Consider the following 22,164-nt stretch of genomic DNA (forward strand, 5'->3'; position numbering starts at 1 on the left):
GCATGAGCACAAATCAAGCAGATGCTGTCTTCGTCTTGGAAAATATTGTGCGCAAATTTCCTGCGGGCGAAGCGTTTGTTACCGTTTTGAAAAACATCAATCTTACCATTAAACGTGGTGAAATGGTGGCAATTGTAGGTGCTTCCGGTTCAGGTAAATCTACCTTGATGAATATTTTAGGCTGTCTTGACCGTCCAACTTCTGGCCGTTATTGGATCTCTGGTAAAGAAATAGCTTCCCTTTCTGCGGATGAATTGTCGGCTTTGCGACGTAATCATTTTGGTTTTATTTTTCAGCGTTACCATTTGTTGAATGAATTGACAGCTCTTGGTAATGTTGAAATTCCGGCTATTTATGCGGGAAGTGCCGTGGAAGCAAGGAAAAAGCGGGCACAGGATCTTTTAACACGTTTGGGCATGGGTGATCGGATAAATCATCGTCCAAATCAGCTGTCCGGTGGTCAGCAACAACGTGTTTCTATTGCTCGGGCGCTCATGAATAATGCGGAGGTCATTCTTGCAGATGAACCAACTGGTGCATTGGACAAAAAGAGTGGGCAAGAAGTATTGCATATTTTGGATGAACTTCATCAAGAGGGACGTACTATTATCATTGTAACCCATGATATGCAGGTGGCTGAAAGAGCAGAGCGTATTATCGAAATCAGTGATGGGGAAATTATTGCTGATAAGCGGTCAAGGGTTGCAAAAACAAAAGTTGGTGGAAAATCTCTTCAGGAACAACAAAATCTAAAAGGCCAACAAAAACTGGGCTTTTTTCGTTCTTTTGTTGAGCGATTCCGTGAGGCGTTTGTGATGGCTCTGTTGGCAATGAATGCACATCGCATGCGGACTTTTCTAACAATGCTTGGGGTGATTATCGGTATTGGGGCGATTATTGCTATGGTGGCTTTAGGGAATGGTACACGAGAGAAAATTCTGGAAAATTTTAAAAGTTTGGGTGCTAATACATTAACCATTTTTCCTGGCAAAAGTTTTTCTGATCCACAAGCAGAAAAAATAACCAGTTTGGTTGAAGCTGATGCAGAAGCCTTGTCTGGGTTACCTTATGTTTCTGGTGTAACACCTCAGATTTCAACAAGCTCAAAAGTGCGTTTTGGTGCAGTTGAAGTCAATGCTGTCATTGTGGGGGTGGGAGAACAATTCTTTCAGACACAGGGGCTTAAAGTTTTCAAAGGACAGTTTTTTGATCAAAAAAGTGTGCATGATCGGGCGGTTGATCTCGTGATTGAAAAAGAAGCATTGTCTGTTCTTTTTCCCCATAGCCATGAAAGCCCTCTTGGCAAAGTGGTGCATGTGGGTAATGTTCCAGCGCGTATTATTGGTGTTGTTGATTCGCAAAATCACGCAAATGGAAACACATCAAATACATTACAGCTTTATTTGCCCTATACAACAGTGCAAACGCGTTTTCTTGGTACAACAGAAGTTCGTGCAATTACTGTTAGGATTGCTGATGATGTCGATTCACATTTAGCGGAAAACATGGTGAAACGTTTTCTCATTATGCGGCATGGTGGAGAAGATTTTTTCATTAGAAATTCAGAATTCTTTCGTGAACGTATCATGGAGAGTACACATATCTTAACACTTTTAATTTCTTCAATTGCAGCGATTTCCCTGATTGTAGGTGGTATTGGGGTGATGAATATTATGCTGGTCACCGTTTCTGAGCGGATCAATGAAATTGGTGTGCGTATGGCAGTTGGTGCACGCCAAAGTGATATTTTGCAGCAGTTTCTCATTGAAGCGGTGTTGGTTTGTGTCATTGGTGGTGGTTTGGGGATCTTGCTTGGGCTTTCTATCGGTGGCTTGTTCCTTCTGTTTAAGGCACCTATCCATCTTATCTATACCATTGAATCGATCATTATGTCTCTTACTTTTTCAACCCTCATAGGAATATGTTTTGGCTTTTCTCCAGCGCGGCAAGCTTCACGGCTTGACCCTGTTGTCGCTCTTTCACGCGATTAGACTTTATCAATTTGGGCATGTTTGTTCGTGATGCTTTCCACTTGGATGAAGCGTTTATGAAGCAAAACATGAATGGGAAAAGTTTAGCATTATTTGCTGCTCTATTTTAGAAAACGCTTTGTTCGTTAAGTGGAGCGTACCACTAGAGGTGAACGTTTCTTATAGCGCACCACATCATGTGAGATGTGGTAGGCATATAAGCCTTCTTGAGGCATTAAATGTTTTGAGAATGCATGATGAATATTTTTAAATCTTTCTTGTCAAGTCTTATGGACGTAAATCCTATTAAGGAGAAGTTAAATGGAACCCGTTAGAATGAGATTGCTTGCAGACTGAATTTTGTTAAAAATCTTCGTCTTCTGAGATATGAAGAGGAGGACAAATGAAATATATTGCGCGACGATTCTTAAGATTTAATTTAAAAAGAGGCGGGGTAGTGAATAGTATATCTGCTAACAAACAAAAGAACAAAAAAGAAGGTTGATGCCAAAAACAGCTTAAACCTCCGTTCTTCCAAAAAAATGAACTGGTATCGAGATAGCTGAGCAGTTTAAGAGGTTTCGTTTAGTCTTTTTAAGATTTTCGGAAAAGAGGTTATGTGGATTTCTCACTTTTGGTTTTGCAGAGGGTGGTGCAAATTATAGGTGTTTAGGTTTATGCAAATAAAATTATGATCTTGCTCAAGTTTTAAAATGTGACCTAAGACACTGTCATTTTCTGTTCCTTTATTTGAGTAACGTAGCTTCTTTAGAATATTTTGTTTAAGGCATCGCTTTTTTCTGCCTTATCTCATGATTTTGGAGCTGAAGGATAAACAAGCCATTTGAGTTTCTAGGGTAAGGATGCCGTCAGATACTCGGTAGGGGGCGCGATCTTAAGAACTAATACCGTGAGATGCGGGTTTGATTTCATGAGTTTGGTGAGGACGACAAAAAGTTTGAGAGGCGGATCGCTTCTTATTTTGAATGATGTATGAATGAAAAGGGTTTTCATTCATTGAAAAAGAATAAGCTCATATTCAGCAGGTGTGAGATGAAGTAAGAGAACATCGTAATACCAAGCTGCAGTTATGCTGCTAAAGAACATAATGGCGCTAGTGATGAGCAATGGTATGTCTAGTTGGTATGGTATTCTCCCTCCTGCTACAAGTCCGATACAGATAAAAAAGAATTCTAAAGCCACCCGCTATAAAGTATAAGAAGCGAATAATTAGTCTACGAAAGAACAAAAGATAAAGAAATATTTTAAAAATCAATATTTTGAATATCACGATTAATATTTTGCGTATTATAGTGAAATTATATGCATGATCGTTCGTAAAATGCGCTGTTTTGTGTGTGGAGTTTCTTCCTTGGTGTCTTGTGTGTTCGCAGGTGTCGTATCCATTTTCCCCCCTCTCATTCCTAAGCTAAATCCTAAAATTATTGCGCGCTTTATTTTGTATTCTTAACAAAAGGCAAAAAATATTTTCAAAATCATCACGCCTTACCGTTTATTTCCATAGGGATATAGACATCAATAAATACATCATATGATTTGAGGGATGCTCAAAAGGATCAAAAGATTCTCTCTTGTTGATTTAATTAAGCATAGAAGAAATATCTTAAAATCAAGCAATCTTAAGCTTTTTTTAAGTTTTTTGGGTAGAACAATGAGCATTGACGAATTGGTTTAGATTCGATAGTTGAAGGTATTTTTCATTGGGGGGGAAGCATGACGCTGCAATCGCTTTTACAGACATATCGTGATGAAGCGCGTACCGAACGAGATAAAGGTACATATTTTGAGCGTTTTGCTCTTGCTTATCTAACACATGATCCTCTTCAGTCTGGGTATTATGAAAAGGTTCAAACCTTTAAAGATTGGGCTCATGAAAATGATTGGGATGGTCATGATACTGGTATCGATCTTGTTGCAAAGCTTCGTGATGGAGGGGGTTTTGCGGCAATCCAATGTAAATTTTATGATGCAGCCTATCGAATTAAAAAAGCAGATATTGATAGTTTTATTTCGGCATCAGGGAAAGCTCCATTCAAGCGGCGTGTTATTATAGATAGTACTGAAAGTGCTTGGAGTGATAACGCTGAAACAATGATACGGGGGCAGGATATTCCTGTTATACGGATTAATCTTTCCGATATACAACAAAGTCCGATCCGTTGGGAAACTTTTGCAGCCCAGGGCAAAGTTGTTTTGGAGGATAAAAAGAAGTTGCGTCCACATCAATTGGAAGCATTGCGTGATGTGCGTGCTGGGCTTGCTCAAGCAGATCGGGGGAAGCTTATTATGGCTTGTGGGACTGGTAAGACATTTACCAGTCTTAAAATTGCTGAGGATTTGGCTGGTGAAGGCAAGTTTGTTTTGTTTCTTGTTCCTTCCTTGGCACTGATGTCACAGACGGTCCGTGAATGGACAACGGATGCAGAAATCGGATTGAGATCCTTTGCTGTCTGTTCAGATACACAAGTGGGAAAGCGTCGTAAAAATAGTGATGATGTTGCTGAAATTGATGTGTTTGATCTTGCTTTTCCGGCGACAACCGATGCTGCTAAACTTGCAGAACAGGTGGCGAAGAGTGTTGCAGATAAGATGACCGTGGTGTTTGCAACCTATCAATCTATTCAGGTGATTGCTGATGCTCAGAAAAACTATGGTTTGCCAACATTTGATCTTATCATTTGTGATGAAGCGCACCGTACAACAGGGGCAACGCTGGTGGGCGAGGGGTGAATCCAATTTTGTTAAGGTGCATTCTAATGATGTTATTTGCGCCAAGAAGCGCCTTTATATGACAGCGACACCACGCATTTTTGGTGATAACGCAAAAAGTCGCGCGAATGAAGTTAATGCCGTTCTTGCTTCGATGGATGATGAAAAGCTTTTTGGTAAAACACTTTTTTATCGGGGGTTTTCTTGGGCAGTACAAAATGATCTTTTAACGGATTATAAGGTTATTGTCTTAGCAGTGGACGAAAAATTGGTCAGTTCCGCTGTTCAGAAGCGTCTTAGTGATGACCAGTCTGAGCTTGTTCTTGATGATGCAACGAAGATTATTGGTTGTTATAAGGCGCTCACAAAACAAGATCTGAAGGCTGATGTTGGTGCGGATCCACACCCCATGCGTCGTGCTTTAGCGTTTTGTAAGACTATTAAAAGTTCTGAACTGGTGCGTGATGAATTTTCTGCGGTTGTTAGAGAATATCTTGATTATACGAAAGAGGGTACGGAAAAAGAGCATTTTCTGAAGTGTGAAATTGAGCATGTTGATGGCACTTTCAATGCGAAGGATCGTGGTGCATTACTTGATTGGCTGAAAGCTGATAGTGGTGAGGATGTTTGTCGTATTTTGACCAATGCACGGTGTTTGTCTGAGGGGGTGGATGTTCCGGCTCTTGATGCGATCATGTTTTTAAATCCACGCAAGAGCCAGATTGATGTTGTGCAAGCGGTTGGGCGGGTGATGCGTCGGTCTGAGGGCAAAAAGATGGGGTATGTCATTTTGCCAATTGGTATTCCCTCTGGGATTCCAGTGGAACAGGCTTTGAACAACAATGATAAATATCGGGTTGTTTGGCAAATTTTAAATGCTTTGCGTGCGCATGATGATCGTTTTGATGCGACGATTAATAAGGCATCGTTGAGCCAAGATATTAGCAATGTGATTGAGATTATTGGCGTCACACAGAGCACTGAGTTACAGGCTGTTACAGCTGTTGTAGACAATCTTCCACTACGTTCACAGCCTGCACGAGCGGGAATTGGAACACCGGAATATGATTTAATTCGTACAGAGAAAATACAAGGGCAGCTTTCTTTCTGCGTGGATGAACTTTCTCGTGCGATTTTGGCAAAGATTGTTAAGAAATGTGGGACACGTGATTATTGGGAAGATTGGGCGAGCAACATTGCTGAAATTGCTAAGAATCATATCACGCGTTTAACAGGTATTCTGGCAGAGCCAGATACTGAGGCGCGTCAAGCCTTTGACAGGTTTGTGGCAGAACTGCGTGATGATTTAAATGATGCTGTTACAGAAGCTGATGCGATTGAGATGTTGGCACAGCATATTATCACGCGTCCTGTCTTTCAGGTGTTGTTTGAAGGCTATCAGTTCACACGTGAGAATCCTGTCTCGCGTGCTATGCAGCGTATGCTTGATGTGCTTGATGAGGCAAATCTTGATAAGGAATCCAAAGATCTGGAAAAATTTTACGCAAGTGTAAAATTACGAGCCAGTGGCATTACGGATCCAAAAGCAAAACAGAGGTTGATTGTAGAGCTTTATGATAAGTTTTTTCGTTATGCTTTTCCACGCACTGTAGAAAAACTAGGCATTGTTTATACCCCCGTCGAGGTTGTGGATTTTATTTTGCACTCTGTCAATGATGTCTTAGAGCAAGAATTTGGGCAAACGCTTGGCTCACCGGGTGTGCACATCATGGATCCTTTTACTGGAACGGGTACTTTTATCACGCGGCTTTTACAATCGGGTCTGATAAAGCCAGAAGAAGTGAAACACAAATTTTGTCGTGAAATTCATGCCAATGAAATCGTGCTTTTAGCCTATTATATTGCAGCCATTAATATTGAGACGACCTATCATGGTCTGATGGGGGGCGATTATGTTCCGTTTGAGGGAATTTGTTTGACCGATACATTCCAGCTTTATGAGCAAGAAAAAGACCTGATCAGTGATTTGCTGGTGGATAACAGTACACGTCGGGCGCACCAGAAGGAACTGGATATTCGTGTTATTGTTGGCAACCCCCCTTATTCTTCTGGACAAAAAAGTGAAAACGACAATGCGCAGAATATTGGCTATCCTAAATTGGATCGTCGCATTCGTGAAACCTATGCCGCTCAATCTAAAGCAAGCAATGTTAATGGACTTTATGACAGTTATATTCGTGCCATTCGTTGGGCAAGTGACCGTATAAAAGACTGTGGTGTTATTGGTTTTGTGACAAATGCAGGTTTTATCAGTAGTTACTCTACGGATGGTTTACGAAAATGTTTAATCGAGGAATTTAGCAGCCTTTATATTTTCCATTTGCGGGGGAATCAACGAACTTCTGGAGAACTCTCTCGAAAGGAGGGGGGAAAGATTTTTGGTTCTGGGTCTCGCGCACCTATTGCGATTTCCATTTTGGTTAAAAATCCGGATGCACAACAGCATGGGAAAATATATTTTCGTGATATTGGAGATTATCTCACAGCAAAAGAAAAGCTCCGTGAACTTCAGAGGTTGGGGAGTATTGGTGGTATCAAGCGTGAACACAGCTGGCAGATGATTACACCTGATGAGCATGGTGATTGGCTGGATCAGCGCAACAGTGATTTTGAAAATTTTTTAGCCTTAGGTGATAAGAAGGGCAGTGATAAAAAGCTTTTTGAAAATTTTTCTGGCGGTATACAAACTAGTCGTGATGCTTGGACATATAACTCAAGTCGTGAAGCTTTAGCAAAGAATATGAGCAATATGATTGCTTTTTATAACAGTGAAGTAGAGCGTTTTAATGCTGCGTATCTACATTCTGATCGCAAAGCACGTGCAAATGCTGTGAACGATTTTGTCAATACAGATTCTAGAAAGATTAGTTGGAGTAGTAGCCTTAAAGAAGAATTAATAAGGGGGAAAGCTTTTAAATTTAAAGATACGTATATTACCCAGAGCCTTTATCGTCCTTTTACACAACAGTGGCTCTATTACAATCGTGTTTTTAACCATAGAGTTTTACAAATGCCACGTATTTTTCCTCTGGAACAAGCGGCTGAAAATAAGGTGATACAAGTTACGGGAATTGGAGCAAGCAGTGGCTTTTCTGTTCTGATGACTAAGAATTTATCTAATCTTCATGCAATGGATACTGGTCAATGTTTTCCACGGTATGTTTATGAAGATGCTGTGTCCTTGAAAAATAAGGAGGGGGATCAGGTTCATTTGTTTGCAAATTTTGCAGAGGAAAGCAAAGAAACTGGTTTAGAGCGGCGTGATGCTCTTACGGATGAAGGGTTGGCTTATTTTAAGGCAGCTTATCCTGGTGAAATGATAACAAAGGATGATTTGTTTTATTATGTTTACGGGATTTTGCATTCTGAAGATTATCGTGCTCGCTATGCGCATAATTTATCTAAACAATTGCCGCGTATTCCAACAGTTAAAAAGGTAGAGGATTTTTGGGCTTTTGTTACAGCGGGGCGCAAGCTTGGTGATTTGCATATGAATTATGAAGAGGTTGAACCCTATCCCGTTACCTATAAACAGGGTGATCCAAGAACTTGGGTGATTTCTGATGAGAAGAGTTTTTATCGTGTTGAAGCAATGAAATTTGCTGGTAAGCGTGGTGCTATTGACAAAACTACCGTGGTTTATAATGCGAATATCACGATGCAGAATATTCCTCTTGAAGCTTATGAGTATGTGATCAATGGCAGGCCTGCTCTTGAATGGGTTATGGAGCGGCAGGTTGTCAAAACGGATAAAGCGAGTGGGATTGTGAATGATGCCAATTGCTATGCTGTTGAAACGGTGGGTAATCCAGCTTATCCATTGGAATTGTTTCAGCGGGTTATTACTGTAAGCTTGGAAACAATGAAAATTGTGCGCAACCTGCCAAAATTGGAAGTGAGAGAAACTGAAAAGGTTAAGTTATCCATTGTGCGGTAAAACAGCGCTGTGTCGTAACAAACTGGCACTATCACACACCTTGCCAGCTCGTGGGTATTGCGACAGCCCTTGGCACTTGAGACAAGTCCATAAGAGGCATGTCTTTCTTGTACAGTTTTACGCTGCGCAGGCTCTCTTCCTTTGTGATGTGCAAGTCCTATGTGATGTGCAAGAAAATGGTTTTGATTGATTCAATAGAGAGCAGATTTGAAATGAGAGAATCTGATGATATTGAGAGCTCTCATTCAAGTTGAAGCGTAATAAATTTCATTATAAATCAATATATTGTATGTGATAAAGCACCTTAGGCAGTGAGGTCGCTAAAATCTAAAATTATGACGCATGAGCTTTAGCGGCAGTGATGAATATTCTCAGGCAGGGTTTTCTTGTCGAGCTTTATGTGAGTAAACCATATAAATGGGGAAGCTGAGAGGAACTTGTCCAGAGAAAGTGGATTGTTTACAAATCGTTGCTGATAGGAATCATCGTCCTTTGAGATGTTGAGAGGAAATCACAATTCTCATGAAATCTGTCCTTTGAGGTGTTCTGATATTGAAGTGAGCAGGGAGAACGCGTTAGACAAGAAGCTGAGTTATTATTGTTTACAGATCAATAGAGTTTAAAAATTTTCGTTCTTTTTTGGGGAGGAAACCAGACAAAAAGTGATCTTAGAGAGCGAAATGATTTCAAAAAAGATTGCGATAAAAAATGTAGGGTATTTGTCGCGGTGTGCGTTTTGAGCTTATTCCTATCTGTGATCTAAAATGCTCTTATGAAGATGCTTTGTAGAATGAAGAAGTAGTTACTAATATATTGATTTATAATGATAGTTTAATGTTCTCTCTGTTAAATGAGAAATCTAAGTATTATAAATTTTCTTATTTTAAATCTATTAAAATTACTTCTTTGCATGTCATATGAGGTTGGTATGTGCGTGTTTAAGAAAGGCGTAAAGCATTTCTCTTACCAATCATCCCAAGTGGCGTAAGAGCTATCGTAATACTTGGGGGGTGGCAAAATATAGGGTGGGGCGGTTTGCATTTTTTATGAAGGGTAAGACAGTGGTGTAAATAGATTTTTATGACAAGTCTGGAGATCTTATGGCTGTCTGGGGGCTCTATTTACAAGAGCTTATATATTGGGATGGCATGTACAGATCCGCGCTGTGAGATATGTTTGGGATGTAAGAGATGTTTTAGGTGAACGTGCAAATACAGTGACACGTGCATTGGGATGTTCTGCGTTGTATGAGGGTAAGCTCTGTCGAGTTTTTATAGAGGCAACTCGTGTGGAAGGGTATGAAAGAAAGGTATGAAGCGGTTCGTGGGTGGCAAGGTTTTTAAAAAGTCAGAAGGATAAAGATTAGAATGCGGTTCTGATATAGACTTGGAGCGTTTTAATATATTGGAATATAAGAATGCGGATTTGATTGATCTGTTGTATTGCGCTTTCAGCATTGTTCTTTTTAACAGGATAGGCAATGAAATGGATATCAGGCATTAAATATTTAAGTTCTCGCATTGAGCGCCACACATGGTAATCATGGGTGACGATATAAAGGGTTTTATAGTGGTGTTTTTTGATCCAAGCAGCACTTTCTTCGGCGTTCCCTCTGGTGTTAATCGCTTGATGCCCGATGTCAATACAACAGGAGATAAGCCGTGGGGTAATATGCATGTTGTGCATGAGACTTTTCAGATTGGTTGTGGTGTTTACGCCACTGATGAGGAGACGTGAACCAAGCCCCCTTTGTAAGAGATTAAGTCCTGTCTCTATTCGGTTTTCTCCGCCTGTAAGCACGATAATGGCATCCGCTTTGGGGAGAGGTGTTGGGGGAGAAAGTCGTTCAGTTTTTTCAGAAAAAATAATAAAACCGCCCCAGAAAATTAAAACAATGATTGAAAGAGTAAGGGTTGTCGGTGGAAAATAGCGAAATAAAAAGCAGGGAGACCAACTATTATAGTGGGTCCGTTTTGGAAGAGGACGTTCTAAATTGTTTTGCGTCAATGAGTTGAAAGTATTGTGAGTCATAAAATTAAAATAAACCGTTTTCACATTGATCGATTTTTTTCAGTTGCGCTAAAATAGTCATGCGGTTTGTAAGGGTGGTAAGAAAAGAAACGAAAATAATAAGAAAAATGATTTTTCCGTAGGGGATGGAACTTATGGAAAGATGTCCAAACAAAGCTGTTACTTGGCTAGCTTCTACTCTTCCCAAGTTATAATTCGTCCAGAGACAAAAGGCTGAAAATAGAAATATGCTTGTGAGACCACCATATAAAGCACCACGCAGCGCAGTTTTAAAAAAATGCCAGTCAAATTGGCGAGCAATGAAAAGAGTTTCAGTACCAAGGAAATATAAGACATTGATAATATGTGTATTTTCTGCCAATGCATTGCGGGTGGCAAAAATGATGGTGAGGATAAGAGAGCCTAAAACCAATGCTAAAATTGAAAAACCAATGAAAACAGTGGTGTGTGCCATGGTCGCAAAACGATGAACCCAAACACGGTGATCATCAAATTGACCTCCTGGAATTTGGGTTTTAATGGCGTGATTAATGGCTGCAAAATTGATTTTTTCATCTCTCTTCAGGGTCACAATGATGAGGCGGGGAAGGGGTAGTTCATTGACATTGAAGCCTGTTCCAAGCCATGGCTCCAGTAACTTTTCTGTAGCTTTTTGGTCAACAATTTTTGCATCTTGTACACCAGAAAATGTTTTAACCAATTGTACGGCATCACGGAGTGCTTTGTTGATATCAACATTGTCAATGGGGCGTATCTGTATTGTTGCTTCATAGCTAATCTGATTACTCCAATTTTCGGCGGCACGTTGGACCAAATCAACTCCGATTAAGGTGAGGCTTGAAAGAAATGTCATAATAGCAATCACGGCAACCAATGCTTTTCCAGAAATATTACCACTGGGAATAATCGCTGTTGTATTTTTTTTATTGCTGGTAAAAACGGAGAAAAATTTATTCATGAATCGTCATCCGTCCGTTATGGAGAAGCATACGCCGTGCTGCAACTTGTTCCATTAAGGCAATATCATGGGTGGCAATGATAACAGCCGTTCCAAAACGGTTTAATTCAATAAACAAACGGAGGAGGCGTTTTGCCAAGGGCGGATCGACATTTCCGGTGGGTTCATCGGCAAGTAGAATTTCAGGTTGATCAATGAGTGCGCGTGCAATGGCTACCCTTTGTTTTTCCCCACCGGAAAGAACCGGTGGTAAAACATGAATATGATCTCCAAGACCTACCCAACAGAGAAGATCTTCCACTTCACTGCGATAGGTTGCTTCTTCTTGTCCTTTAATGCGTAAAGGTAAGGAAACATTTTCATAAGTGGTCATGTGGTCGAGTAAACGAAAATCTTGAAAAACCACCCCGATACGTTGTCGCAGCGCAGGGAGCTCTTGTCGTTTGAGTAATGCTGTGTCTGTTCCAAAGAGATCAATATGACCGCGGGTGGGTTTGAGTGCTAAAAACATAAGACGCATCAGCGACGTTTTCCCTGCTCCAGAGGCACCTGTGAGAAATTGAAATGATCCAGGAGGAATATGAAAGCTAATATCACGAAGGACCTCAGGGCCCATTCCATAGCGTAGGCCGACATTTTCAAAATGAATCACTTTTTATTATTACTCCTGATTTTATATTGCATCATTTATTCTAATAACTCTTACTTTCATTGCTTTAGATTTTTGTTGTAAGCTTGTTTATTTTAGATTTCATGGTTTTCAATATTTTTTATACACCCTCGTTATAGATAAATATTTTTGCTCAAGAATATTATCACTTATACTTTCTTTTTTTAGCCTTATTTATGATTTTAGCAGGAATTTCAAAGGGATTCTAGCATAAACATCAGAACTATTTTTCCTTCTTACTCAGAAGCTTTTTTTGCATTGAGTGGACATTAGGTGATTTTAAAAAGCTATGTTGCTCTTTTTATCTTACTTTCTTATTCTTGTTCGTATCCCAATCCTGAGGTTTTTGCTTAAATTATTTCTTACCTCTCATGAAGAAAAGCGTTTGTTGTTAGAATGATTGAGCTTTTCATGAATTGTTTTGTTTTTTATTCTCCTCGGTGGTTTTCGTAATAATGCTGAGATAATTTTAGCAAAAAAAAACAAAAACCACCGTATGTTATATTTCTTCGTGGGTTCTTTAATTTTGTCGGTTAGCAATCAGATCTTCAACAACTTGTGGTTCGGCAAGAGTTGAGATATCTCCGAGAGTATCAAAATCGTTTTCGGCGATTTTTCGTAAAATACGTCTCATAATTTTTCCTGATCGCGTTTTGGGAAGCTGTGGGGCAAATTGAATTTTATCCAATATGGCAATAGAACCTATTTCTTGTCTTACATGTTTAATAAGCTCTTTTTGTAACTCTTCACTCGGCGCTGTCCCTTCCATTAAGGTGATAAAACTATAAATTCCTTGTCCTTTAATGGGATGCGGGTAACCCACAATAGCTGCTTCTGATACAGCGGGATGAGAAACAAGGGCTGATTCAATTTCAGCAGTTCCTAACCTGTGTCCCGAGACATTGAGAATGTCATCAACCCGCCCTGTAATCCAGTAATAGCCGTCACTATCGCGCCTACAACCATCGCCTGTAAAATATCTTCCTTTATAGGAGGAAAAATAAGTTTGAATAAAGCGCTCATGATCTTTATAAAGCGTGCGCATTTGTCCTGGCCATGAATCACTGATACAAAGATTGCCTTCTGCTTCACCTTCTAAAATATTGCCTTGGGCATCAACAATTTGGGGTTGAACACCAAAAAAAGGACGTGTGGCTGATCCTGCTTTGAGGGGGGTTGCACCAGGCAAGGGCGTGATCATATGCCCTCCTGTTTCCGTTTGCCACCATGTATCGAGAATCGGACAACGGTCATTTCCAACTGTATGATAAAACCATTCCCATGCTTCTGGGTTAATAGGTTCTCCTACTGTTCCTAAAAGGCGCAACGATGTCCTGTCTGAGCGTTCAACAAACGAATTTCCAGCTCCCATTAAGGCGCGGATAGCTGTTGGTGCGGTATAGAGTGTATTGACTTGATGCTTGTTGACAATTTCCCAAAATCTTCCTTTGTCAGGAAAGGTTGGTGTGCCTTCAAACATTAAAGTGGTCGCACCATTGCATAAAGGTCCATAAACCAAGTAAGAATGACCGGTTATCCAACCAATATCAGCCGTACACCAGTAAACTTCATCGGGGTGGTAATCAAAAACATATTGGTGAGTCATCGAGGCAAAAACAAGATAGCCTGCTGTGGTATGCAAAACACCTTTAGGTTTGCCGGTTGAGCCTGAAGTATAAAGAATAAAAAGCGGATCTTCAGCGTTCATTGGTTCTGGTGGACAAGCTGTTTTGGCATGAGCTATCTCTTCGTGGTACCAAAAATCACGTCCCTCTATCCATTGAATGGGTCCACAAGTCCGCCGTATAACCATGACTTGGTCCACATGCACGTTTTGGCGCGCTGCTATCTCAATAGCATGATCAACATTGTCTTTTAAGTTGATCCGTTTGCTGCCACGCAAGCCGTGATCAGCGGTAATAATGAAGGTTGATTCACAATCGACAAGGCGTCCTGCTATTGCCTCAGCAGAAAAGCCAGCAAAAATAACCGAATGAACAGCACCAATGCGGGCGCAGGCGAGCATAGCATAGGCTGCTTCGGGAATCATAGGAAGATAAATGGTTACTTTATCGCCTTTCTTAATGCCACGACTTTTCAAAAGATTGGCAAAACGACAAACATGTTCATAAAGTTCGTTATAGGTTATTTTTTTATCATGATAAGGATTATCTCCTTCCCAAATGAGCGCGATTTTGTCTCCATGGGTTTTCAGGTGGCGATCAATGCAATTATAGGTAACATTTGTTATCCCATCTTCGTACCATTGAATGGAGACATCTCCGTTAAAAGAAGTGTTTTTTACTTTTGTAAAAGGTTTAAACCATTCAATGCGTTGACCATGTTTTGCCCAGAAGCTTTCTGGATCATTAATGCTTTCTCGATACCATTGTTGATAAGTTTCCTCATCGAGTAAAGTATTTTTTTTGATCTCTTCTGATATTGGATAAATTTTTTCAGTCATGTTTCCCTCTTTTTATTGTTTGGAAAAATCTGCCTCTGTATTTTTGTATGGTTATATTTGTGGCAGAGTTTTCCCAAAAGCTTTTCATTATGAGGTTAGACTAAATGACAAAGATTAGAATAGTCAATTTTTAAATCTGATGTGATGATATTAAAGAGGGTATTCTATGTTTTTAGGATACTCAAATATAGCAAAACCTATTGCGGTATAGAGCTCTTTATAAACACACTAAGACATTTAAAAAATGTCTATTATAAAATATTTCTCAAAAGTTGATATAAACCAATATCGTTAAATAAAAGACTAACAAGAAAGAATATTGAGCTTATTAATAATGATTTTTTTAGAGAATCTTTCCAACTATAATAAATAAACTTATAATAAAAAATATATATTAAACCAGAAAAAAACGTTGCTATAAGCGATTCAATAATTTTATGAGTAAAATCTGTCATTGTAACTCATAATCACTCATTAATAGCACCATCGCTACTTTATTCAGTGTACTTGGAACTCATCAAATAAAGATTAATATAAACTAAAATATCTACGCAAAAAATTAGAAATAAAGAACATAATAAATGACGATAATGCCATTATAATAGACAATCTCCAACCTACGCCATTGAATATTTTAAAAGAAATGGCAATTATAGGAGTAATTATAATTAACATGCAAAACATTCTTACAACTTCATAATGAATATCCATTATAACAAAATCCTAATTATAGTAATGAGATTAATAAATAATTATGAAAAAAATTTGTTCAGTATACTCGAAACTCATCCGATAAATAATTAATATAAACCGAAGTATCTACATAAACTATCAGAAATAATGAACAGAATTACTGTATATAATGTTGATTTTATAGATAGTTTCCAACTGTAGCCACCAATTTTTTTTAAACCAATAGCATATATAGGGATGAATACAATGAGAATGCAAAACAGTCTTATGATTTCATAAAGAATATTCATTATAACAAAATCCTGATTATAAGATGTGATTCACAATAGATATCTCCGAAAACTATTTTATCCACAGATGTAGATATTTAATTTTGGTATATTCTTTCGAATATATTTACAGAATTATTTATCTTCAGAGATATCTTTGTAGCTACTTTTTATAAATTAGAACCAACAATTCCAAGCTGACTGTCCAAAGCCATAAATAGCACCTCCAATGAGCCCCCCTCCCAAACCTACAGTTCCACCTGTAAGAGCACCTCCTAGTCCTCCAAACAGAGCTCCCCCTGCTGCTCCTGTTAGCCCTCCCTGAGCTCCTAGTGTAGAGGCGTGTGAAATCATGTTATTAGCAAAACCATTAAAGCTACATGCATTTCCATGAGTATGTTTTGATATTCCATGAAAAGGTCTTGAATTGTGCGAATGACCAAAAGAAGGCTTTGTCGCCATATGACCGAATGTGTTGAATGAACCAAACATATTAATTATCTACATTAAAAATAGTATCATAATGATACATTTCAAATTGGTATCACGTATTTTTAGAAAAATGTCAAAGATAAACTTTAAAAATAACAATAAAAATACTTTATAAATAATAACTATATTATGTATATATGAAGTTTTTTTCTTAAAAAGATAATAATATTAATTTTAATATTTTAAAATATAAGAAATTAAACCATATTTTTTCTTAATTAAATTTTAAATTTAGAAAAATTGCGTATATGAAAAGTTGAAGTTTTTCTCTTTGTTTACGAGAACGATAAAGAAATATCGTTATCGGGATCTATCTTATTGCCATTGTTTTGCCTGCATGTATTATGCGCATATGCTTGGGATTTGTTCTTTTATGTTTCAGGCGAATATTGATCGTATGTTACGCTTTGTAGAGCATAGAAAGCCTTTATGCTATCGTTGGACTTTATAGATTGCTATTCATGTTGTTTAGCGCGGTTCTTGGTGCTCTATTGAGCATTTAAGATGTTTATTTTGCTCAAGTGGCTTACATGAAAGAGTTTTGTTACTGTATTATGCAGCCATAAGCCTCTTTTTGCCTGCTTTACGCCATTTGCATGTGGGGAAATTGTTTACGCGTGTTAGAGAAGTTTAAGAGAATTCATGATTTTTAATGGAAATCATTGCGATAATCGTATTGAATATTCTTTTGCAATTATTTATTTCGCGATAGTTTTTTCATTCATGTGCAACGCCTCTCTTATCATTTTGCCTTTATATAAGGATTTATTTTTTACGTTGCTTTTGCTGGAGAGGCGGTCAGAGGGGAGGTGAAGTAGAACCAATGTGCGAGAATATGAGAGCCAAATTGTAATGCTCTTTTGAAGCTATTGTACGTGTTGTGGATGTGCCGGTGAGAATTTTGAGAAGACCAGCTTTTTTGCTTATTTTGCTAACAGGATGAAAGAGGGACTGAAATCTTTTTTGCTAGAATTGCTCTTTTATTGATATTGAAGGAAATATTTTTTCTCATTTCTGCTGTTTTTGGCTTGTTCGTAGAATCTTCAATGGGAATTTATATGAAGGGGGGAATGAATTTACACAGGGCGTTTTCCAAATAAAGCAGAGCCAATGCGAAGGACGTTAGAGCCAAACTGTAGAGCGGTTTTGAAGTCACTGGACATACCCATGGAAAGCTTTGAAAGACCTGCTTGTTTTGCTAATTTTGCTAAGAGCGCGAAATAGGGTCCGGGGTTTTCATCGACAGGGGGGATGCCCATAAGACCGATGATATCAAGTCCATAGTTGTTTTTGCATTGGTTGACAAAAGATGTCGCTTCTTGCGGTGAGATACCACTTTTTTGCGGTTCTAAGCCAATGTTAACCTGAACATAGCAAGGAAGATGCCTTTTTTGTTTTTGCATTTCTTCGGATAAAATTTTGGCTATTTTTTCACGATCAACCGTTTGAATGACATCAAAAATTTTGATAGCTTCGGCGGCTTTATTTGATTGTAGGGGACCGATGAGATGAAGTTTAATATTTTCAAATTGTTGACGTAAAGCAGTCCATTTTTGTGCCGCTTCTTGTACGCGGTTTTCTGCAAACAAAGATTGTCCTGCTTGCAAAAGGGGACGTATATCAGCGGCAGAAACAGTTTTTGAAACAGCGATAAGTTCAATTTCTTCTACAGGGCGTTGTAACTCTTGGCATATTGCTGCAATGTCTTTTTGAAGGTTTTGCCATGCTTCAATGGAAGGGGTATCGAGGGGCGTTTGTGTATTCATGTTTTTGTGCTTTACCGTTTTTGTTCAAGAGTTGGTCGTTTTTTTAAAAGTTTTATAAAATACTTAGGGAAATATTTCACGAAAATGTTGACGATGAGGTTAATCCATGGTCAAGCATAATAAAACAAGTTTTTGGTTCTGTTTTATTAAAAGAGTATAATGGGAATGACGATTGAACATTATAATATAGGCGAACGCTATAATCCACGTGCGAGAGAAAAAAAATGGCAAGAAATTTGGGATGAAAAGAAAATTTTTCAGACTCTTCAAGAAGATGCTCGTGAAAAATATTATGTTTTAGAAATGTTTCCTTATCCTTCTGGCCGTATTCACATGGGGCATGTGCGCAATTATGCCATGGGGGATGTGGTGGCACGCTATAAAAGGGCAAAGGGTTTTAATGTGCTTCATCCTATGGGCTGGGATGCTTTTGGTATGCCGGCTGAAAATGCTGCTCTGCAAAGTAAAGTGCATCCTAAAACTTGGACCTATCAGAATATTGCTGTGATGCGTGGGCAATTAAAGCAATTAGGGCTCTCACTAGATTGGACACGTGAATTTGCGACTTGTGATGTGGAATATTACCATCGTCAACAAATGTTGTTCCTTGATTTCTATCAAAAGGGTTTGGTTGCGCGTAAAGTGGCTAAGGTGAATTGGGATCCTGTTGACCACACCGTTTTGGCAAATGAGCAGGTTGTTGATGGGCGGGGATGGCGTTCTGGTGCGTTGGTGGAACAGCGTGAATTGACGCAGTGGTTTTTCAAAATTAGCGACTTTAGTGAAGAGCTCTTGGCTGGGCTTGAAGAGCTGGAGCAGTGGCCTGAAAAAGTTCGCACTATGCAAAAAAATTGGATTGGAAAATCGCAAGGTTTACTGATTCGTTGGGCTTTAAAGGCAACAAGTGGTGTTGATGATGTTTGTGAGACATTTGATGAGGTTTTTTGTTATTCAACACGTCCTGATACACTTTTTGGCGCTTCTTTTTTAGCTCTGTCTGTTGACCATCCCATTGCACAAGCTTTGGCAAAGAAAGATAAAGCGTTGAGTGCTTTTATCGAAAACTGTCGGTGTGGTGGAACGACAACGGCAGCACTTGAAACAGCTGAAAAACAAGGATTTCTCACGCCCCTTTTGGCAGTTCATCCTTTTGATTCAACAGTACATATTCCTGTTTATATCGCGAATTTTGTGCTTATGGATTATGGAACAGGGGTTGTTTTTGGTTGTCCGGCTCATGATCAGAGAGATTTCGATTTTGCGCGCAAATATGATCTTCCAATAAAACCAGTGGTTTTGCCAAAAGGAGAGCAAGCAGAAGATTTTGTTATTACTGAAACACCTTATACGGGTGATGGGGTGATGATCAACTCCAGCTTTTTGGATGGTTTAACACCCCAACAAGCTTTTGAAGAAGCTGCTAAAAAGCTTGAAAAACAAATGCTCAATGGGCAACCGCAAGGGAAGAAAACAGTGCAATTTCGTTTGCGTGATTGGGGGATTTCACGTCAACGTTATTGGGGGTGCCCCATTCCGATGATCCATTGTACAACTTGTGGGGTTGTCCCTGTTCCACGTGCTAATTTACCGGTTGTGTTGCCTGATGATGTTACTTTTGATCAACCAGGAAATCCTCTTGCACGGCATGAAACATGGCAAAATGTTACTTGTCCTTCCTGTGGTCAACCGGCCAAACGCGAAACCGATACCATGGACACATTTGTTGACTCTTCTTGGTATTATGCACGCTTTACGGCTCCTTTTGCGCAGGAACCTGTTGATAAACAAGCAACAGCTGAATGGTTGCCTGTGCAACAATATATTGGTGGAATTGAGCACGCGATTTTGCATCTTCTTTATGCGCGCTTTTTTATGCGTGCTATGAAATTGGTCGGTCATGTGACGGTAGATGAGCCTTTTAAGGGGCTTTTTACCCAAGGGATGGTGGTGCATGAAACCTATCGAGATGATCAAGGGTGGGTTTCTCCAGCGGATATTTCCATTGTTGAAAAAGATGGAAAGCGGTGTGCTTATAAATTAACCGATCAAAGTGAAGTGACAATTGGTTCGATTGAGAAAATGTCAAAATCAAAAAAGAATGTCGTTGATCCTGATGATATTATCGCATCCTATGGCGCTGATACTGTGCGCTGGTTTGTGTTGTCAGATTCTCCCCCCGAGCGGGATGTCATTTGGACAGAATCTGGTGTTGAAGGTGCACATCGCTTTGTACAGCGTGTTTGGCGCCATGTAGCTGTGAGTGCTTCTATTTTAAAGGATGTGGCGCCTTGTGCAGGGCATCAGGGAGCAGCTTTGGAACTCTCAAAGGTTGCACATCGCACGCTTTGCGCTGTAGAAGATGATTTGGAAAAATTCGCTTTTAATCGGGCTATTGCACGCCTTTATGAATTCTTGAATATTATGGCGCCGTTGTTAAATAGGATAGAAAGTGTTGACGATGAAATGAAAGCTTCTTTACGTCAAGCCATGGATTTTTTTCTTGCTATGATTGCACCAATGATGCCCCATTTAGCAGAAGAATGTCATGCTGCTTTAGGGGGGAAAAAATTAATATCTGCGCTTGCTTGGCCTGTTTATGATCCCACGTTAACTGTTGAAGAATGCTATACTTTGCCGGTACAAATTAATGGTAAAAAACGTGGTGAGGTAACTATTGCTGCAACTGCCGATGAGGCGATGATTAAAGAAGCAGTTTTGGTTTTAGACTTTGTAAAGGCGCAGCTGCTTGAAAAGCCTATGAAAAAAATCATTGTTGTTCCAAAAAGGATTGTGAATGTCGTTCTTTAAAAGTTTTCTGCTTGTTGTTTTAGCTTGTGTCTTTACACTGTTGTGTGGATGCAAAGTTGAACCGCTTTACCGTCAAGAGTTGCAGAGTGCAATGACAATGAATTCTGCTTCTGGGCACTCTTCTGAACAATTTTCTTTGGGGTTAGCGCAAAAGCTTGCTTCTATTGTTGTGGAAGAACCTTCGGATCGTTTTGGTCAAATGGTGCGCAATCATCTGCTGTTTCTTTTGTATGGAAATGGTGGTAAACCTTCTCTACCTGCTTATCGATTGGCATTGCAGATATCCGTCTTTACAAGAGAATCGATGCAGATAGAGGTTGATTTCGAGAAAAAGAGAAAGGGACGACCTTCTGTTGGAACTGTTATGAGCAGAGCTTCTTATACTTTGCAGGATATGAAAAATACTCTTGTTGCAAAAGGAACAGCAATGATGAATGCATCTTTTGAGCGACTTCGTCAAGAATATGCAACGCTGCAAGCAGAAGAAGATGCAAAAAAACGTGTTGCGGAAGAGTTGGCTGAACAGATCTTTTTGTTACTTTCAAAAGATTTTTCCAATAAAAATTCTAGATATTAAGCAATATTTTGTCCTGTTTTTTTCCAGTCGTCGAGGAATATTTGCAACCCTTTGTCGGTGAGAGGGTGTTTGACCAGTGCTTTTAAGATTGTTGGTGGAACTGTTGCAACGTCAGCACCTCTGAGTGCTGCTTCTTTGACATGATTAACGGTGCGGATTGAAGCGGCCAAGATTTGTGTTTTAAAGTTATAGTTATCATAAATTGTGCGAATTTCATGAAGCAGTTCACTTCCATCATTTCCACAATCATCAAGTCTACCAATAAAAGGTGAAACGAATGTTGCACCTGCTTTGGCGGCTAATAAGGCTTGATTGGCAGAAAAACAAAGTGTGAGATTTGTTTTTAGTCCTGCTGCTGTGAGGGCTTTACAGGCTTTTAATCCATCGAGTGTTAAAGGAAGCTTGATACAAATATTGTCGGCAACCTTTGCTAAAACAGCTGCTTCTTTCATGATGCTTTCAAATTCCGTTGCTGCAACTTCAGCAGAAACAGGTCCGCTAACGAGAGCACAAATTTCTTTTGTAACATCAAGAATATTGCGTCCTGATTTTAGGATAAGAGAGGGATTGGTGGTAACACCATCAACAAGGCTTAAATTCTGTAACTCTTGAATTTCTTCGATATTGGCGCTATCCACAAAAAACTTCATATCTAACCTCTTCTTTTTAGCTTTTATCTTATTTTTTGTTATGCGCTATTGTTGACTGTAAAAGCAAGAGAAAGAATTAATATCTGTGTAAAGAACAAGAATGCTATGGTGTTAATCATGTACCCGTT

General features: G+C 39.2%; 10 protein-coding genes and 1 pseudogene. 4 read left to right on the forward strand and 7 right to left on the reverse strand.

Features of this window, described 5'->3' with window-relative positions:
* Positions 1 to 2 precede the first annotated feature (2 nt).
* On the forward strand, positions 3 to 1,991 hold the full coding sequence (locus ACFIME_RS02205; protein ID WP_375633470.1) for a MacB family efflux pump subunit: 1,989 nt from the start codon (positions 3 to 5) through the stop codon (positions 1,989 to 1,991).
* A 1,713-nt stretch (positions 1,992 to 3,704) separates the two neighbouring features.
* Positions 3,705 to 8,658 (forward strand): annotated as a pseudogene (locus ACFIME_RS02210) (DEAD/DEAH box helicase).
* A 1,362-nt stretch (positions 8,659 to 10,020) separates the two neighbouring features.
* Here the strand turns inward: ACFIME_RS02210 and ACFIME_RS02215 are convergent.
* The 6 genes from ACFIME_RS02215 to ACFIME_RS02240 form a co-directional block, all read right to left on the reverse strand.
* A complete protein-coding gene (locus ACFIME_RS02215) occupies positions 10,021 to 10,689 on the reverse strand; it encodes a YdcF family protein (RefSeq protein WP_375684417.1) in 669 nt (222 codons plus the stop codon).
* Positions 10,690 to 10,693: 4 nt separating this feature from the next.
* A complete protein-coding gene (locus ACFIME_RS02220) occupies positions 10,694 to 11,647 on the reverse strand; it encodes a cell division protein FtsX (protein WP_375633467.1) in 954 nt (317 codons plus the stop codon).
* A complete protein-coding gene (gene ftsE, locus ACFIME_RS02225) occupies positions 11,640 to 12,299 on the reverse strand; it encodes a cell division ATP-binding protein FtsE (RefSeq protein ID WP_273723097.1) in 660 nt (219 codons plus the stop codon). The genes ACFIME_RS02220 and ftsE overlap by 8 nt, the downstream gene beginning before the upstream one ends.
* A gap of 538 nt (positions 12,300 to 12,837) precedes the next feature.
* On the reverse strand, positions 12,838 to 14,781 hold the full coding sequence (gene acs, locus ACFIME_RS02230) for an acetate--CoA ligase (protein WP_375684418.1): 1,944 nt from the start codon (positions 14,779 to 14,781) through the stop codon (positions 12,838 to 12,840).
* A gap of 1,139 nt (positions 14,782 to 15,920) precedes the next feature.
* Entirely contained in the window at positions 15,921 to 16,235 is a 315-nt protein-coding gene (locus ACFIME_RS02235; protein ID WP_375633465.1) for a hypothetical protein, read from the reverse strand.
* A gap of 1,076 nt (positions 16,236 to 17,311) precedes the next feature.
* Positions 17,312 to 18,001: a YggS family pyridoxal phosphate-dependent enzyme gene (locus tag ACFIME_RS02240; RefSeq protein ID WP_375633464.1), complete on the reverse strand. Its 690-nt coding sequence runs from the start codon at positions 17,999 to 18,001 to the stop codon at positions 17,312 to 17,314.
* A gap of 165 nt (positions 18,002 to 18,166) precedes the next feature.
* Between ACFIME_RS02240 and leuS the strand changes: the two genes are divergently transcribed.
* Positions 18,167 to 20,809 carry a leucine--tRNA ligase gene (gene leuS, locus ACFIME_RS02245; protein ID WP_375684419.1) on the forward strand — a complete coding sequence of 881 codons (2,643 nt, stop codon included), beginning with the start codon at positions 18,167 to 18,169 and terminating at the stop codon, positions 20,807 to 20,809.
* A complete protein-coding gene (gene lptE, locus ACFIME_RS02250; protein WP_375684420.1) occupies positions 20,796 to 21,386 on the forward strand; it encodes an LPS assembly lipoprotein LptE in 591 nt (196 codons plus the stop codon). Before leuS ends, lptE begins: the two co-directional genes overlap by 14 nt.
* Here lptE and fsa read toward each other — a convergent pair.
* A complete protein-coding gene (gene fsa, locus ACFIME_RS02255) occupies positions 21,383 to 22,036 on the reverse strand; it encodes a fructose-6-phosphate aldolase (RefSeq protein ID WP_375633461.1) in 654 nt (217 codons plus the stop codon). The two genes, lptE and fsa, sit on opposite strands and share 4 nt — an antisense overlap.
* Positions 22,037 to 22,164: the final 128 nt, after the last annotated feature.

The sequence above is a fragment of the Bartonella sp. AP1QHHD genome, assembly GCF_042196265.1.
Lineage (GTDB): Bacteria > Pseudomonadota > Alphaproteobacteria > Rhizobiales > Rhizobiaceae > Bartonella.

Coding starts and splice junctions, on each gene's coding strand:
- leuS (WP_375684419.1), top strand. CDS start 18,167: ATGACGATTGAACATTATAATATAGGCGAACGCTATAATCCACGTGCG.
- acs (WP_375684418.1), bottom strand. CDS start 14,781: ATGACTGAAAAAATTTATCCAATATCAGAAGAGATCAAAAAAAATACT.
- fsa (WP_375633461.1), bottom strand. CDS start 22,036: ATGAAGTTTTTTGTGGATAGCGCCAATATCGAAGAAATTCAAGAGTTA.
- lptE (WP_375684420.1), top strand. CDS start 20,796: ATGTCGTTCTTTAAAAGTTTTCTGCTTGTTGTTTTAGCTTGTGTCTTT.
- ACFIME_RS02205 (WP_375633470.1), top strand. CDS start 3: ATGAGCACAAATCAAGCAGATGCTGTCTTCGTCTTGGAAAATATTGTG.
- ACFIME_RS02235 (WP_375633465.1), bottom strand. CDS start 16,235: ATGTTTGGTTCATTCAACACATTCGGTCATATGGCGACAAAGCCTTCT.
- ACFIME_RS02240 (WP_375633464.1), bottom strand. CDS start 18,001: ATGAATACACAAACGCCCCTCGATACCCCTTCCATTGAAGCATGGCAA.
- ACFIME_RS02220 (WP_375633467.1), bottom strand. CDS start 11,647: ATGAATAAATTTTTCTCCGTTTTTACCAGCAATAAAAAAAATACAACA.
- ACFIME_RS02215 (WP_375684417.1), bottom strand. CDS start 10,689: ATGACTCACAATACTTTCAACTCATTGACGCAAAACAATTTAGAACGT.